14 protein-coding genes are annotated in these 15,569 nt (G+C 52.4%); 13 read left to right on the plus strand and 1 reads right to left on the minus strand.

The annotated features are described in order from the left end of the window. Positions 1-114 precede the first annotated feature (114 nt). Positions 115-1,566 carry an IS1182 family transposase gene (locus DNH61_RS03875; RefSeq protein WP_111145368.1) on the plus strand — a complete coding sequence of 484 codons (1,452 nt, stop codon included), beginning with the start codon at positions 115-117 and terminating at the stop codon, positions 1,564-1,566. A 133-nt stretch (positions 1,567-1,699) separates the two neighbouring features. Here the strand turns inward: DNH61_RS03875 and DNH61_RS03880 are convergent, their stop codons facing one another. Then, entirely contained in the window at positions 1,700-2,683 is a 984-nt protein-coding gene (locus DNH61_RS03880) for a YpdA family putative bacillithiol disulfide reductase (RefSeq protein ID WP_111145369.1), read from the minus strand. 144 nt (positions 2,684-2,827) lie between these two features. On the opposite strand from DNH61_RS03880, the gene DNH61_RS03885 reads away from it, so the two are divergent. The 12 genes from DNH61_RS03885 (at position 2,828) to DNH61_RS03935 (ending at position 15,522) form a co-directional block, all read left to right on the plus strand. Further along, positions 2,828-3,364, plus strand: a complete 537-nt coding sequence (locus DNH61_RS03885) for an ADP-heptose synthase (protein ID WP_111145370.1) — start codon at positions 2,828-2,830, stop codon at positions 3,362-3,364. A gap of 208 nt (positions 3,365-3,572) precedes the next feature. Beyond that, positions 3,573-4,667 carry an extracellular solute-binding protein gene (locus DNH61_RS03890; RefSeq protein ID WP_111145371.1) on the plus strand — a complete coding sequence of 365 codons (1,095 nt, stop codon included), beginning with the start codon at positions 3,573-3,575 and terminating at the stop codon, positions 4,665-4,667. An 83-nt stretch (positions 4,668-4,750) separates the two neighbouring features. Next, a complete protein-coding gene (locus DNH61_RS03895; RefSeq protein ID WP_111145372.1) occupies positions 4,751-5,608 on the plus strand; it encodes an ABC transporter permease in 858 nt (285 codons plus the stop codon). Further along, complete coding sequence (locus DNH61_RS03900) at positions 5,605-6,402, plus strand: ABC transporter permease (RefSeq protein ID WP_111145373.1); 798 nt, start codon at positions 5,605-5,607, stop codon at positions 6,400-6,402. Before DNH61_RS03895 ends, DNH61_RS03900 begins: the two co-directional genes overlap by 4 nt. 16 nt (positions 6,403-6,418) lie before the next feature. Then, a complete protein-coding gene (locus DNH61_RS03905) occupies positions 6,419-7,561 on the plus strand; it encodes an ABC transporter ATP-binding protein (protein WP_111145374.1) in 1,143 nt (380 codons plus the stop codon). Further along, positions 7,495-8,280, plus strand: coding sequence for a DeoR/GlpR family DNA-binding transcription regulator (locus DNH61_RS03910; protein WP_111145375.1), 786 nt, complete (start codon positions 7,495-7,497; stop codon positions 8,278-8,280). Before DNH61_RS03905 ends, DNH61_RS03910 begins: the two co-directional genes overlap by 67 nt. 28 nt (positions 8,281-8,308) lie before the next feature. Beyond that, positions 8,309-9,130: an alkaline phosphatase family protein gene (locus DNH61_RS03915; RefSeq protein ID WP_111145376.1), complete on the plus strand. Its 822-nt coding sequence runs from the start codon at positions 8,309-8,311 to the stop codon at positions 9,128-9,130. Further along, positions 9,127-10,179 carry a PHP domain-containing protein gene (locus tag DNH61_RS03920; RefSeq protein ID WP_111145377.1) on the plus strand — a complete coding sequence of 351 codons (1,053 nt, stop codon included), beginning with the start codon at positions 9,127-9,129 and terminating at the stop codon, positions 10,177-10,179. The genes DNH61_RS03915 and DNH61_RS03920 overlap by 4 nt, the downstream gene beginning before the upstream one ends. 190 nt (positions 10,180-10,369) lie before the next feature. Then, a complete protein-coding gene (locus DNH61_RS03925) occupies positions 10,370-13,555 on the plus strand; it encodes an efflux RND transporter permease subunit (RefSeq protein ID WP_111145378.1) in 3,186 nt (1,061 codons plus the stop codon). A gap of 23 nt (positions 13,556-13,578) precedes the next feature. After that, on the plus strand, positions 13,579-14,472 hold the full coding sequence (locus DNH61_RS03930; RefSeq protein ID WP_111145379.1) for a TetR/AcrR family transcriptional regulator: 894 nt from the start codon (positions 13,579-13,581) through the stop codon (positions 14,470-14,472). Between the two features lie 143 nt (positions 14,473-14,615). Next, positions 14,616-14,789, plus strand: a complete 174-nt coding sequence (locus DNH61_RS26230) for a hypothetical protein (RefSeq protein ID WP_181438575.1) — start codon at positions 14,616-14,618, stop codon at positions 14,787-14,789. 88 nt (positions 14,790-14,877) lie between these two features. Beyond that, positions 14,878-15,522 carry an SOS response-associated peptidase gene (locus DNH61_RS03935; RefSeq protein ID WP_111145380.1) on the plus strand — a complete coding sequence of 215 codons (645 nt, stop codon included), beginning with the start codon at positions 14,878-14,880 and terminating at the stop codon, positions 15,520-15,522. Positions 15,523-15,569 lie beyond the last annotated feature (47 nt).

A 15,569-nucleotide genomic window follows, 5' to 3' on the forward strand; every position in this document is an offset into this window, starting at 1 on the left:
GGAGGGCACTGAAAAAGTCCGTTTTATAGAAAAGGTACAGTCACACTCAAGAAATTGAGGAGACTGTACCTTTTCTCGTTTATAATTAAGGTATCACAGAGAGCGGGTGAGCGAATGATTCGGCAGCAACAAACGTTGATGCTTAGTCCATATGCCAAGCTGTACGATATGTTGATCCCCAAAGACAATATGCTGCGTCAGATCAACGAATTGGTGGACTTCGCGTTTATATACGAGGAACTGAAAGACAAGTACTGTCAGAACAACGGTCGAAATGCCATAGATCCGATCCGTATGTTTAAATATCTGCTACTCAAGGCGATCTTCGAGCTGTCAGATGTAGACATTGTGGAACGTTCACGGTACGACCTTTCGTTCAAGTTCTTTCTAGATATGGCGCCGGAAGATCCGATCATTGAGTCCAGTTCCCTGACGAAGTTCCGCAAGCTGCGCTTGAAGGACATGAACCTGCTGGACATGCTGATCGGCAAGACAGTAGAGCTTGCCATCGAGAAGGGAATCCTGAAGAGCAAGTCCATTATCGTAGACGCCACCCACACGAAAGCACGCTACAACCAGAAATCGCCGCGTGAAATCCTGCAAGATCGGGCCAAGAAGCTGCGGAAGGCCGTGTATGCTGTGGACGAAACGGTTAAAGTCCGCATGCCGGCCAAGAACACAAACGATGTGCTGGAAGATGAAATTGCCTACTGTAACAAACTTATTGCCTTCGTCGAGACAGAGTCAGGAATTGCGCAGCTGCCGAAGATTACGGAACCTCTGAATCTCCTGAAAGAGACCGTGGACGATGATGTCGAGCAGCTTCGTCTGGCGGCAGATCCGGATGCACGCATAGGCCACAAGAGTGCAGACTCCGCCTTCTTCGGTTACAAAACGCATCTGGCCTTGACTGAAGAAAGAATTATTACGGCAGCGGTGATTACGACTGGCGAGAAGAATGACGGCAAGCAATTACAAACCCTGATTGAGAAAAGCCAAGCGGCCGGCATGCAGGTGAGCACCGTCATCGGCGATGCCGCCTATTCCGAGAAGGACAACCTGGTCTATGCCAAGAGCAACGAGATTGCGCTCGTGTCGAAACTCAACCCGCTCATTACGCAGGGGAACCGAAAGAAAGAAGACGAATTTCTGTTCAACAAAGATGCCAGCATGTATGTCTGCACGGCAGGGCATATGGCAGTCCGCAAAGCTCGGCAAGGCAAGAAAGGTGTAGGCAAAAATCAGGTGGATACTTACTACTTCGATGTCGAGCGCTGCAAGCGCTGCCCGCTCAGGGAAGGCTGCTACAAAGAGGGAGCAAAGACAAAAACCTACTCTGTCAGCCTGAAATCTGATGAACACGCCGAACAGATGGCCTTTCAAGAGACAGAGTATTTCAAAGCAAAAGCCAAGGAACGCTACAAGATTGAAGCAAAGAATAGTGAACTTAAACATAGACACGGGTTTGATGTCGCCACATCCTCGGGTCTGCTTGGCATGCAGCTGCAAGGGGCTATGACCATATTTGCCGTAAACCTCAAACGGATATTGAAGTTAGCGGACTGAGGATGCCTCGTAAATCCCAGACAAACAGATTAAAGAAGAAGGCATCTGCACCGAATTTTCGGACAGATGCCTTCTTTGTACACCTAAATGTGGCCGCGTGAAGAAAATTGCTTGGTTTTTCAGTGCCCTCCTGCTATGGGCGGGTTTTTGTCTTGAGATGAGCGGCGATCCTGCGGCCGTGGAAGCGTCCGGTTTCAATGAAAATTTCATTCGCCTCTCTGCGGGAAGCGACAACACCGGCCAAATACAGTCCGGGTACGTTGGTTTCCATGGTCTCTTCCTGAAAATAAGGATAGCCTTCCGGTTCAATGCGGACACCGGCAGCAGTCAGGAATTCCCGGTCCGGATGGAAACCGGTCAGCGCCAGTACAAAATCATTGTCCAGCTGCTCTATGCCTTCGGGTGTCCGGATCGATACGGTATCCTCTTCGATCGCAATAACCTGCGAAGCAAACATCATCCGGATCTGTCCCTTGGATACCTTGCTCTCGAAGATCGGAAGGACCCAAGGCTTAATACCAGCTGCATAGCCTTCTCCCCGGTACACGACTGTAACATCGGCACCCACCCGCTGAAGCTCAAGTGCCGCATCAATAGCGGAATTGCTGCCCCCGATAATAACGACGCGGGTCTTCGTATAGGGATGGGCCTCGCGAAAGAAATGGCTGACCTTCTCCCGTTCTTCACCCGGGATGCCCAGCATATTAGGGTGATCGAAGTAGCCGGTTGCCACTATGACCTGTTCCGCGTGGTAGGCAAGCTCTTTGCCTGCTTTGCTTCGCGCCTCAAGAAGGAACCCGCCCTCCTGAAGAGGGGTAACACTTTTAACATCTGTGTAGGTTTGAAGCCTTACCTCACGCCGCAGGGCAACATTGCGATAGTAATTAAGCGCCTCAAGGCGGCTCGGCTTGTCACCTGCAGTCGTGAAGGGGATATCCGCGATTTCCAACAGCTCAGGGCTGCTGAAGAACTGCATATATACAGGGTATTGGGTAATGGAATGAACCACATTCTTCTTCTCGATAACAAGCGGATCAACGCCTGTCTGCTGCAGCTCGATTGCGGCTGCCAATCCGCATGGACCAGCACCTATTATAATGACAGGTTCCTTAATCATAGTTAGCCTCCTCGGAACGGTAAGTAACAAAGTAAACCTATTGTACCTCCTACCCGAAGGCAAGATCAACGAATCGCTCTGTGTACGAGCGCCATAATGTTGTATAATAGGTTGGTACTGTCTACTTACAAGGAGGAATCAGCCATGCGTCGGCGTTTTGTCATTGAAGCCGTTATGGTGGCTACCTACGGTCAGCTGCTTGTTCCGGCACGTCCGGTAGAATATGTCATCCCTTACTCGACTATTATGGAGCTGTACGATATGAAGGAAGGCGCGGAGCCAGTGATGGATGATCCGGAGGATGACCGGCATGTGAAAGCCAAGATCGCGGAGCTGATTCAATTTTTCCAGGAATCGTTAAACCGCAAAAAGATCGAACGTGCCCTTCAATCACCCTGGCGGGAAAGTGCGCCGCTGCTCCTGAACGGGGAAGTATCCTTCACAGTCGTTAATGCGATGGATAATGCCCAATACGGGGAAGTATTTGATCCGATTGAAACGGAACAGATTCTGACAGCGAGCCGGCTGCAGATCCCGCTCCTGTCTGACCAGCTCGAGCTTCAGGACCGCATTGTCAATGCGGAAGTGCCTGTTCAGGTGTTTGATATCGAAGACTTCGAGTTTGCGGTGGAGCAGGAGATGGAAAGCGAGAATGACTGGGGAGCGACCCGGGATGTATAACCCTAACTATTAATTGCAAGATCAAGGCTCTATCGAATAGGATAGAGCCTTTTTGCCGTGTATGCATGTTAATATGGTTGGCTGCGGCTTACAAATCATTCATACCCGCTTGAAACGTTGTTTACAAAACTCGTCTATACTGCAATCAGAAGAAAAACCTCATGAATGCACAACAATCCACATTGGTATTCAGTAGGAGGAGAAACGGATGAGAAAACAGCTGAAGAAGGGGATCATTGTACTAGCCGCCTCGGCTCTGGCATTCGGGCTTGCCGGCTGCAGCAAGGAAACCTCAGGCAGCACCATCGACGGAAATTCACTCAGTCTGGAGGAAATAACCACCAAAGCCAAGGAAGAAGGCCAGGTCGTCAGTGTTGGCATGCCGGACTCCTGGGCGAATTGGGTTGAGACATGGGCGGATCTGAAGGCGGAATATGGCCTGAATCACACGGATACGGATATGTCGAGCGCAGAGGAGATTGCCAAATTCGATGCCGAGAAGGACAAGCCTACCGCAGATATTGGCGATATCGGTATTGCATTCGGGCCTGTAGCGGTTGAGAAGGGGGTAACCCAGCCCTACAAAACAACCTACTGGGAGGAAATCCCTGACTGGGCCAAGGATGAGGAAGGGCACTGGGTGCTTGGTTATCAAGGCACGATTGCCATAATGACGAACAAGGATCTGGTGGAGAAACCGCCGGCCAGCTTCGAGGATATCAAGAATGGCGATTATAAGGTGACGATAGGCGATGTGACCAAGGCTGCACAGTCGCAGATGGCTGTATTGGCTACCGCCTATGCTCTCGGCGGGGACGAAACCAATCTTGAGCCTGCCCTGGCATTTTATGAAGAGCTGGCCAAGCAGGGCCGCATCTCAATGGCAGAGCTGACCGTTGCCAATATTGAGAAAGGCGAGATCTCGGTTGCGATGCTGTGGGATTTCAATGCCCTCGGCTACCGTCAGAGCCTTGATCCGGATAAGTTTGACGTAGCTATCCCGAAGGAAGGCAGCGTGGTCAGCGGGTATGCGACGATCATCAACAAGTATGCTCCGCATCCTCATGCTGCCATGCTGACGCGGGAGTTCATCCTCAGCGATGAAGGCCAGATCAATCTGGCCAAAGGCTTTGCCCGTCCCATCCGTGAATCAGTAGAGCTGCCGGAGGATGTGAAGAGCAAGCTGATCGACCCGGCACAATACGAGCAAGCGCGGCCGGTTGAAGATTATAAGGCCTGGGAGGAAATGTCGCAGAAGCTGCCGCAGCTGTGGCAGGAGAGAGTGCTTGTTCATATCAATTAACCTGGTTAATAATTTTGTACTAACCGTACAGCATAACGGCCGGCCCTCTTAATAGGAGGAGCCGGCTTTATGGGAGGAATGTTATGATACGCACCCGGCGGATCGCATGGCCGCTGCTGGCAGCCGTGCTTCCTTTTATTTTCCTGGCGGCAAGCTTTGAAATTGTACCGCTGATGACAATGCTCCTGAGCAGCTTCCAGGAGGAAGCGGGCTCGGCTTTCACGCTAGACCATTATTTAACCTCGTTAAGCAATCCCTTCTATACGAAAGCAATCCGCAACAGCATGCTCATCGCTCTATACTCCAGTGTCATCGGACTGGCAGCCGGTATGTTGGCCGCTTATTCCATTACCCGCCTGCCGGAGTCTGTCAGGGACCGGATTCTCATGATCTCGAATATGACGTCGAACTTTGCGGGTGTACCGCTGGCGTTCGCTTTTATTATTTTGTTGGGGAACAATGGCTTGTTTACGCTTGTTTTCAACGATCTGGGCCTGCCTGTCCTGGACCAATTTGAGCTGTATTCATGGACAGGGCTTGTTCTCGTGTATGTGTATTTTCAAATTCCGCTTGCTATCCTGCTCATGTATCCGACCTATTACGGGATTAAGCAGCAGTGGCGAGAAGCCTCAGGACTTCTCGGGGCGGGCACTGTACAGTTCTGGCGTTATATCGGGCTGCCCCTGCTGCTCCCCGGTATGCTGGGTACCTTCAGCATTCTGTTCGCCAATGCAATGGGTGCCTATGCCACGGCTTATGCGCTGGTGGGCGGAAATTATAATCTGCTTGCGATTCGAATCGGGTCATTAACGGCAGGCGACGTTTACGTTAGGCCTGAGCTCGGCAGTGCGCTTGCCGTTCTGCTTGCCGCGGCTATGCTGCTTGCTATGTGGATTAACGAGCGCATGATGCTGAAGGTCAGGAGGGATCTCGCAGAATGAAGAACAAAGGCTATCATTATGCGATTATTCTGCTGCTAATGGCCTATTTGCTGCTTCCGCTGGCGGCCACGCTGCTGTTCGCGTTAGCGAAGGAGTGGCAGGCAACGATTCTGCCAAGCGGATGGACACTGGAATGGTTCGCGGTCCTGCTGCAGGACGCACGTTTCCTGGAGTCGCTCGGCCGAAGCCTCCTGGTATGTACATTATCGGTACTGCTCAGTCTTGCTGTTATGGTTCCGACTATCTATATTGTGACTGTGTATATGCCCAAGCTGGAGAAGCTGTTGTATGCGCTGGTGCTGCTTCCTTATGCGCTTCCAGGGGTCGTGATGGCAGTCGGATTGATCCGCATATATTCAGGAGGACCGGTCCCGATAGCAGGAACCTTATGGATTCTGGTCGGCGCTTATTTTGTGATTATCCTTCCTTATATGTACCAAGGCATACGGAATGCTCTGCGCACCGTGAATGCACGAGAGCTGACAGATGCCGCTGAGCTGCTGGGGGCTACCCGGGTGCAGGCGTTCAGGCAGGTCGTACTGCCTAATATTCTTCCGGGAATTACAGTCTCGGTGCTGCTCTCCTTCTCCATTCTGTTCGGCGAGTTCGTACTGGCCAATCTGCTGGTGGGCGGCCGATATGAAACGGTGCAGATTTACTTGTACAAGCGGCTCAGCGAGAGCGGTCATCTGTCAAGCGCTGTGGCGATTGCTTATTTTGGCTTTGTGCTCATTCTCTCCGGTCTGCTGCTCAGGCTGGGCAAGTGGGTGTTCCGGACACCGGATATCAGGTAGGGGGAGGAAGATTGTGATGGGTTCCTATTTATCGCTTAGCGCGATTACTAAATCCTTCAATGGCGTGCAAGTTATCAATGATTTAAGCATTCAGGCGGAACGAGGAGAGCTGCTTACGCTGCTCGGCCCAAGCGGCTGCGGCAAGAGCACGCTTCTCAGATGCATCGCCGGACTGGCTGAAATGGATCAAGGCTCGATTGAGCTGGATGGGGTAGAGCTGACGAGTCTGCCTGCCAAGAAACGCGATGTAGGCATGGTGTTCCAATCGTATGCGCTCTTCCCCAATATGACGGTGTATGACAATATCGCCTTCGGATTAAAGATGAGGGGAGACCGCCGGGAGCAGATCAAGGGCAGGGTGGAAGAGATGCTGGAGCTGGTTGATCTCTCGGACAAGAGGAAGGATTATCCGCACCGCTTGTCAGGCGGACAGCAGCAGCGGGTTGCGCTGGCCCGGTCGCTTGCGGTTGAACCGAAGCTGATGCTGCTGGATGAGCCATTAAGCGCGCTGGATGCGAAGATCCGCCGGAATCTGCGTATGGAGCTTCGCCGTATCCAGCAGCGGCTGGGAATGACGATGATCTTCGTCACGCATGACCAGGAAGAGGCATTAATGATTTCTGACCGTGTGTGTATCATGCACGAGGGACGGATCATTCAGACCGGCAGGCCGGAGGACATCTATGCCGAGCCGAATTCCTCCTTTGTTGCCCGGTTCATTGGCCATTACAATGTGCTGGACCGGCAGGAGATGGAAGCCGTGTTCGGCGTGAGGGAGCTGGCCGGAAGCACATATGCCATTCGTCCAGAGTCTGTGAAGCTTACGCCTGCAGACGAAGCGGCACCCCATCCGGCAGAGGCTTACCGCGACAGCCTCGGTAAAAGTACTGCGCTAATTGCCCAAGGCAAGGTTACGGAGATAACGGTGCTTGGCAGCCTGATCCGCTGTGCGGTAAACGCTGGCGGAACCGAGATCAATGCCGATATGCTGAATGACGGCAGCTGCTTCCCAATCCGGCAGGGGAGCGAGGTTGTGCTTGCTGTAGATCCGCAGAACTGCAGAAATCTTGACCATGGAGGTGCGATCGGACATTGTCCATCCTATCAGAAGAACGAAAGGTTCATATCCTTGAGCGGCTCGAGAGCCACCGCAAGGTAAGCGCTCCGGAGCTGGCCCGCATACTCTCTGTATCGACAGAGACGATTCGAAGAGACCTTGCTGCACTGGAGGAGCAGGGGAAGCTGCGGCGGGTTTACGGGGGAGCCGTGAAGGCGGGGATGACGAGTGATGAGCCGTCGTATCTGCAGAGGCAAACGCATAACCGTGAGTCCAAACGAAGCATCGGGCGAAGCGCAGCCGCCAGTATCAAGGATGGCAGCACAATCCTGATTGATGTAGGAACGACAACGCTTGAACTCGCCCGGGCTATCAGCGGCTGCAGGCAGGTGACGATCCTGACGAACTCACTGCCGGTAGCGACCGTGCTCTGTGAGTCTCTGCAGAAGAATAAATTCAGCGGCAGCGTAATGCTGCTTGGCGGTATGCTGAATCCGGAGCAGCAGTCGTTGTCCGGCCCGTTCTGCGAGCAGATGATTGCGGAGCTCCAGGTCGATCAGGCTTTTCTGTCCTGTGGAGGAATCTCGGCTGAGCAAGGCGTAACGGATTACGATGTGAATGAGGCGGCCTGCTCCCAGATGTTTGCCCGCAGTGCAGCCAAAGTGACCGTGCTGGCTGACCATACCAAGCTTGGACAGCGCACCTTCGTCCGGGTCATTGGCCTCGAGCAGGTGAATGAAATTATTAGCGACAGTCCATGTCCCAAGGAGTGGATGTCTGCAATGAAAGGCTATAAAATCAGCTGGGTCACTGCGGAATGAAGGTAACCTTGCGAAGAGGAGGAGTGCAATGAATAAGCTCATTATGGTGGTTCTTGATGGTCTTCGTTACGACACAGCCAGGCAGTCCATGGGATATTTGAATCATCTCGTTGAGCATAGGCAGGCAGCAGTATACAAGGTGGTCTCGGAGCTGCCGAGCTTGTCACGTCCCCTGTACGAGGTGCTGCTCACGGGTACGCCTGCCTGGCTGAACGGGATAACGGCCAATCACATGGCCCGGCTCTCCAGCCAGACCAGCCTGTTTCATCTGGCGCGGCAGCAGGGCCGAAGGACGGCGGCAGCCGCTTACTACTGGGTTAGCGAGCTGGTGCAGCGGGCGCCGTTCCATTATGCTGAGGACCGGGAACAGCATAATGAAGCCCTCCCGATCCAGCATAGCAAATTTTACTTTGATGACAGCTATCCGGACTCTCATCTGCTGCTGGACGGTGAAGTTCTTCGCAGACAGTGGGACCCGCACTTCCTCTACATACATCCTATGGGCATTGATGATGCCGGACATAAATACGGAGCCGATTCGAAGCAGTATCGCGGCAAAGCCATTGAAGTGGACAGCTTGCTCGCCGCTTTGGTGCCGGGGTGGATGAAAGAAGGGTATCACGTGCTCATCACATCCGACCATGGCATGAATAAGGACGGCCAGCATGGAGGGACTGGCTGCGAGGAAAGGGAAGTGCCGCTGTACTGCATCAGTCCCGTATTCGTACCCGGCGAATACAGCCAGGAGCTTTCCCAGCTGTGGCTGGCTCCGCTCTGCTGCCGCATACTCGGCATACCGCTGTCTTCAGCCATGACGATGCCTGCTGATTGGGAGGGATTGCAGCTGTGAAGGCGGACATGCATGTTCACCTGGAGGAAGGACCCTACACGCTGCATTGGCTGACAAGAACCATGCAGGCGTTACAAGCATCATTACCGGGGGCTGAAGAGTTTCGAGTTAACGCCGAGATTACGAACGAAGGCGGCGACCCCCCATTAGAGAGACACTCTCTGGCGTGGATGAAATCCGAAGCGGGCAGGCTGCATGAACGTCTGGATAAAGGCTGCTTCTCTATGGAATGGCTGGATCGTTATTTGGCCTGGGCCAGAGCCAGAGGCATTGAGCGCTTAGGGATTGTGGATCACCTGTACCGGTTCGAAGAGTTCCAGTCCTATTACGCCAAGCATATGACGCTTGATGACAGCGAGCTGGGGCGGATGCAGCACAGGTGGCTGGATCACGTATGCATCGGCTCGATCCATGACTTTCTGGGACCCGTTCAGGAAGCGGCGGACCGGCTCGGCGGAATCAGTGTCGGCCTGGAGGCGGATTATTTTCCAGGTGCAGAGGATGAACTGCGCCGTCTGCTGGCTCCATATCAGGTGGACTATGTGATCGGATCGGTTCATTTCCTTCACGGCTGGGGCTTCGATAATCCGGACACCCAAGCCAGATTTGAACCGATTGACTTGCTGCAGCTGTACACTGACTATTACTCCACTGTTCAAGAAGCAGCCCGCTGCGGGCTGTTCGAATTTATCGGACACCCGGACAACTTGAAGCTGTTCGGCTTCCGTCCGGATGAGGGGCAGCTGATGCCGCTCTATGAGGAGACGGCCAAAGTTATGAAGGAAGCGGGGGTTGGCACCGAAATCAATACCGGGCTGGCCTATCGGTATCCGGTCGCAGAGAGCAGCCCCAGTCCTGCTTTGCTGAGAATCTTGAGCCGGTACGGTGTGCCGCTTGCCACCTCATCTGATGCCCATTATCCCGACGATACCGGCATGCTGCTGGAGGAGGCAACGGAACTCGCTAAGAAGGCGGGTTACACGGAATTGTGTTACTACAGCGGCAGACAGCGTGTCACTTACCCGATTGCCGGGAAGAATTCCCCGTAGCATCAGAATAACCACTGGCTTCAGTGGTTTTTTTGCTGTTTGTGCTCAGATGATTTTGAATAAGCGGTCAAAGTTGAATATCTGTTCAACTATAATTTGCTTTTGCCGATAATATCCGCTAATATTAAGCCATTGGTCTCATAAATATAAAAAGTTGAACGACTGGTCAACTTACACAAGGAGTGGAAGAATGAAAGGAATCATTAACTTCTCGCTGAACAACAAGTTTGCGGTCTGGATTATGACCATCATCATTACCGTATCCGGCTTGTATGCGGGACTGACGATGAAGCAGGAGACGCTTCCGGATCTTGAGCTGCCGATCGTGCAGGTCACGACGATTTATCCGGGCGCAGCACCTGAAGAAGTTGTAGACAAGCTTACACAGCCGCTTGAGCAGCGTATCCTGAACATTAGCGGTGTGGAGAGCGTAACCTCGCAATCGATGGAGAACGTGTCTGCTATTACCGTACAGTTCGATTATGGAACCAATATGGATAAGGCAGAGCAGAATATCTCGAATGAGATCAAGGATATTGCGCTTCCGGGCGGTGTGGATAGTCCAAGCATCTCTCGTCTCAGCATCAATGCCTTTCCGATCCTGTCTCTAAGCGTATCAAGCAAGGACGGATCGCTGGAAGATCTGACGAAGCTGGTTGAGGATCAATATAAGCCTGCCCTGGAAGGCCTGAACGGTGTAGCCAGTGTGGCGGTTGCCGGCCAGCAAATCAAGGAGGTTCAGCTTCGCTTCCATGAGGAGAAGATGGCCGAGCTTGGTTTGAGTGAAGAGACGGTTAAAGGCATCGTTCAGGCTTCCGTGCTGAAGGTGCCGCTGGGCTTGTTCGAAATGGGTGATACGGCTAAGACTGTCGTGGTAGACGGCAATATCGTCTCGCTTGAAGAATTGAAGGCCATCGCGATTCCGGTTATTCCTGCTGGAGCAGGCGGAGCGCAGGCACCTGATGCACCGAACAGCGGGCCGGCTGCAGGTATGCCGCAGGGGGCGCAGGGATCACCTCAGCCGCAGGAACAGCCGGAATCGCCGCAGGCTCCTCAGCAGGGAGCAGCAGCTCCGGGCATTCCAACGGTACAGCTGAATGAGATCGCGGATATCGAGCTGGTTGCCTTATCCCAATCGATATCCCGCACGAACGGCCAGGAGTCGATCGGAATTCAGATCGTTAAGGGCGCGGATGCCAATACGGTTCAGGTTGCCAATCTGGTCAAGGACAAGGTGGAGGAATTCAAGGAAGATAATGCATCTCTTGAGTTCGTAACGATGTTTGACCAGGCGGAGCCAATCGAGCAATCCGTCCATACGATGCTGAACAAAGCGCTGTTCGGCGCACTCTTTGCCATTCTCGTCATCATGGTCTTCCTGCGGAACATCCGGATGACTCTGATTTCGGTAATCTCCATCCCGTTGTCGCTGCTGATCGGCATCCTGCTGCTCAAGCAGATGGATATCACGCTGAACATGATGACGCTCGGCGCGATGACGGTAGCCATCGGACGGGTTGTCGACGACTCGATTGTTGTCATTGAGAATATCTACAGACGCAGTGCGCTCAAGAATGAACCGCTGAAGGGCAAGGCATTGATTCTGGATGCGACGCGTGAGATGTTCATCCCGATTGCCTCTTCGACAATCGTAACGATTGCCGTATTCGTACCGCTTGCAGCGGTAGGCGGCATGGTCGGCGAGCTGTTCATCCCGTTTGCGCTTACGATGGTGTTTGCTCTGCTTGCATCACTGCTCGTGGCCATTACGATTGTTCCTATGCTCGGGCATACAATGTTCCGCAACGGCCTGAAGGGTAAACAGCTGCATGATGAGGAAGATGTCGGCCGTTTGGGTAACGGATATAGAAGACTTCTGCAGTGGACGCTTAATCACAAGATCGTCACACTGCTGGCAGCCGTCATCATACTGGTCGGCAGCTTGTTCCTGGCCCGGGTAGTCGGCACCAGCTTCCTGCCTGAAGAGGAACAGAAGTATGCAATGGTAACGTACTCGCCGGCACCTGGCGAACTGCTGGAGCAGGTCAAGGATGTATCACTGAAAGCGGAAGAACTGGTCCTTCAGACCGAGGATGTAACTGATGTGCAGTATTCCGTAGGCGGCAGCAATCCGCTGAATCCTGCTGCAACCAAATCAGCACTGTTTTACGTGATGTTTGAAGATGACACAGCGAACTTCGCCGAGCGGAAGAAGGAGCTGATTACGCAGCTTCAGGACACCACCGGCGGCGAAGGACAATGGAAAGAGATGGATATGTCCGGTGGTATGGGCGGCAGCAACCTGACACTGAATGTGTATGGTCCGAGCTATGAAGAGATTCATACAGCCATCGGTCAAATCGAGCCAATTATGAAGGAAGACGGCAACCTGGAGGATGTGGAGTCCAGCGTAACGGAATCTTATGAGCAGTATACGCTCATTGCCAATCAGGAGAAGCTGAGCAGCCTTGGTCTGACAACCGGCCAAATTGCTATGGCACTAAGCCCTGAGAGGGAGCAGCCTGTACTCACTTCGGTTAAGGTTGAGGGCAAGGAGTATGAGGTTAAGATCTATACCGATCCGAAAACCTATAAATCGATAGCCGATATTGAGAATGAAGTCATTATGTCGCCTCTTGGCCTGCCGGTTCAGATCAAGGATGTCGTCGAGGTCAAAGAAGGCGAATCTCCGAATACGATTACACGGCTGGATGGCCGCATGTATGCTTCGATCCAGGCAGCTATTACATCAGCAGATGTCGGCAAGGCGTCGAGCCAGCTTCAGCAGAAGGTGGATGAACTTGAGCTTCCTGAAGGTGTAAGCGTAGAATTCGGCGGCGTAACTGAGCAGCTGAACGAGACGTTTACCCAGTTAGGTCTCGCGATGCTGGCAGCTATCGCTATTGTTTATCTGGTGCTGGTCATAACGTTTGGCGGCGGTCTCGCTCCATTCGCGATCCTGTTCTCCCTGCCATTTACCGTAATCGGTGCATTGGTCGGCCTGTGGATTGCAGGAGAGACGATCAGCGTATCAGCGATGATGGGCGCGCTTATGCTGATCGGGATCGTGGTGACCAACGCAATTGTGCTTATCGACCGGGTAATCAAGAAGGAAGAGAGCGGTCTGTCGACCCGTGAGGCTCTTATCGAAGCGGCTGGTACCCGTCTCCGTCCGATTCTGATGACGGCGCTTGCTACAATCGGCGCACTTCTGCCGCTGGCCTTCGGATTTGAAAGTGCGGGCATTATCTCCAAAGGTCTTGGCGTGACAGTTATCGGCGGTCTGACAAGCTCCACGCTGCTGACCCTGCTGATTGTGCCAATTGTTTATGAGATCTTGATGAAGCTGAGACCGAAGCGCAAGACAGCCGAATAACAAGCGGCAGGGGAGGAGAAGGAATGAACCCGAAGAAAAAGCTGATACTCGACAGCGCGTTAAGCTGCTTTATACGGAAAGGGTATCATGCATCCTCCATCCAGGAAATTGCCGAAGAAGCCGGGATTGCAAAAGGGCTGGTCTACTTTTACTTTAAGTCGAAGGAAGACCTGCTCCACTCTTGTCTGAAATATCACTTTGAACGGATAACAGTTGAGGTGAAGCGGCAGCTGGATACGGACGATCTTTCCCCAAGGGAGCGATTGTCCGGCATGCTGAGCTACATGTTTACGAACAGTGCCGAGCACAGTGATCTGATCAAGATATTAATGCGGGAACAAGCGATCCATGTGAATGACGAGCTGGCAGCCTTTTTCGTCCAGATGCGGATGAACAGCCTCCATATCTTCAGTGATTTAATTATCGGGATCTATGGAGAGGACAGCAGAACATACGCCATTGACGCGGCCAGCATTCTTCAGGCGATGTGTAATGAATACACCTTTTACCTGCTCTTCAACAATAACTTCAGTGAAGCGGATCATCTGGTCGCCTACATTATGGACCGGCTTGATGATATTGTCCTCGGTATGACAGCACGAGGCGGCAAGCCGTTGATTGACTACAGCAGCATTGGCTCCTCGCATGATGAGATCGTGCGTTACTTTGAAGGGGAGAAGAGCGGGTGGGCTGGGCCGATCGCGGATTTCAAGGTTCAATTGGATAAGATCAAAATCAATGAAGAACAGCGTGAGGAGCTGGCCTCCTCCATTCAGATCCTGGAAGCCGAGTTTGGAAGTGAAACGCCGAACAAAATGGTGATCAAAGGGATGCTCGCTTATATTCGCAGCCTTGATTTAAAGCAGCTTCAGGAACCATCTGACCGGCTGGAAATCGTGCTTAACCAGCTGAAATAAGGGCATAGCTTACTGGCAAAGCCTTACCGTTTGCGGACGAATGTCTGCCGGTAAGGCTTTTTTTGTCCTGATAGAACAGGCAGAGGAAGGAAATAATGAGAGGGCAGTACAACAAATGGATCTTGAAGGAGGTAGCACGAATTATGCCAACAAGCCGTAATCATCAGGGTGCGCATGGAATCGGTCAAGCGGAGCAGCAGATCAAGAATCAGCATCAAACCGCAGCAGCTATACAAGGCACGAATGAAGTGGACAAGCGTGTAGATAAGGCGGCTCACCGCACAGAAACCGAATTGGACGAAATCATTGACAACTAAGATCAGATAGGTCGTCCATCAATTATAATGGAGTATGAATAATCCGTTTATTTAGGCAGATACTGTACCTAAAGGAGCGGATGCAGGAATGTGCCAATTGTTTGCTTTGGAAGCGGGAGCAGAGGAAATACGGGATCAATTCCGTGTCAACAAGGTCATGATGGAGATATCGCCGCGCAAGCAGATTGAGCCAACAGATAATGTTCCGATCATTGTCGGCAAGCAGCAGGAGAGAAGATTGATAGAATCCCGCTGGGGCCTGTTCCCGTTCTGGGCCAAGGATTCCATTAATGCTGATCTTGACGGTGTGCTTACCAAGGAAATCTTCGACCGAATTATCAAGAAACAGCGCTGTATAATTCCTTGTACATCTGTCTGCAAGGTTGAGGATGACGGCAAACAGAAGCAGTCTGTCTCCTTAACATATAAGGGCTCAAGGCTATTTGGCATGGCTGGTCTGTACGAGGAACGAGTGGATCCGCGCGGACAGGTGCATCGTACCTGTACCATCGTGACGACTGCTCCCGGCCTTGGAGTTGAACACCATTGGAAGGGGCTTCCCGTTATTATTAGCGAGGATGAGCTGGAAGAATGGCTGGATCCAGGCATGCGTGAGAAGAATATGTGGCAAAGCCGCTTCACCCCCTTACATGCTGATCATGTGAGTATCAAGGTGGAGATTGAAGAGCCGGTCAAATTTACCTTTCAGATGCTTGCGGGCGGAAGAGCCTGAAGGCGCCAGATCCCTTTAAGGAGCTGCTAAGCTCAAAATAACAGCCA

It is taken from the genome of Paenibacillus sambharensis (assembly GCF_003233845.1).
In the GTDB taxonomy this organism is placed as follows: Bacteria; Bacillota; Bacilli; order Paenibacillales; family Paenibacillaceae; genus Paenibacillus_I; species Paenibacillus_I sambharensis.

What these genes read in the sequence shown, in the direction of transcription:
- DNH61_RS03880 (WP_111145369.1), bottom strand. Translation starts at nt 2,683, where the DNA reads ATGATTAAGGAACCTGTCATTATAATAGGTGCTGGTCCATGCGGATTG.
- DNH61_RS03885 (WP_111145370.1), top strand. Translation starts at nt 2,828, where the DNA reads ATGCGTCGGCGTTTTGTCATTGAAGCCGTTATGGTGGCTACCTACGGT.
- DNH61_RS26230 (WP_181438575.1), top strand. Translation starts at nt 14,616, where the DNA reads ATGCCAACAAGCCGTAATCATCAGGGTGCGCATGGAATCGGTCAAGCG.
- DNH61_RS03930 (WP_111145379.1), top strand. Translation starts at nt 13,579, where the DNA reads ATGAACCCGAAGAAAAAGCTGATACTCGACAGCGCGTTAAGCTGCTTT.
- DNH61_RS03875 (WP_111145368.1), top strand. Translation starts at nt 115, where the DNA reads ATGATTCGGCAGCAACAAACGTTGATGCTTAGTCCATATGCCAAGCTG.
- DNH61_RS03900 (WP_111145373.1), top strand. Translation starts at nt 5,605, where the DNA reads ATGAAGAACAAAGGCTATCATTATGCGATTATTCTGCTGCTAATGGCC.
- DNH61_RS03905 (WP_111145374.1), top strand. Translation starts at nt 6,419, where the DNA reads ATGGGTTCCTATTTATCGCTTAGCGCGATTACTAAATCCTTCAATGGC.
- DNH61_RS03935 (WP_111145380.1), top strand. Translation starts at nt 14,878, where the DNA reads ATGTGCCAATTGTTTGCTTTGGAAGCGGGAGCAGAGGAAATACGGGAT.
- DNH61_RS03915 (WP_111145376.1), top strand. Translation starts at nt 8,309, where the DNA reads ATGAATAAGCTCATTATGGTGGTTCTTGATGGTCTTCGTTACGACACA.
- DNH61_RS03895 (WP_111145372.1), top strand. Translation starts at nt 4,751, where the DNA reads ATGATACGCACCCGGCGGATCGCATGGCCGCTGCTGGCAGCCGTGCTT.
- DNH61_RS03925 (WP_111145378.1), top strand. Translation starts at nt 10,370, where the DNA reads ATGAAAGGAATCATTAACTTCTCGCTGAACAACAAGTTTGCGGTCTGG.
- DNH61_RS03890 (WP_111145371.1), top strand. Translation starts at nt 3,573, where the DNA reads ATGAGAAAACAGCTGAAGAAGGGGATCATTGTACTAGCCGCCTCGGCT.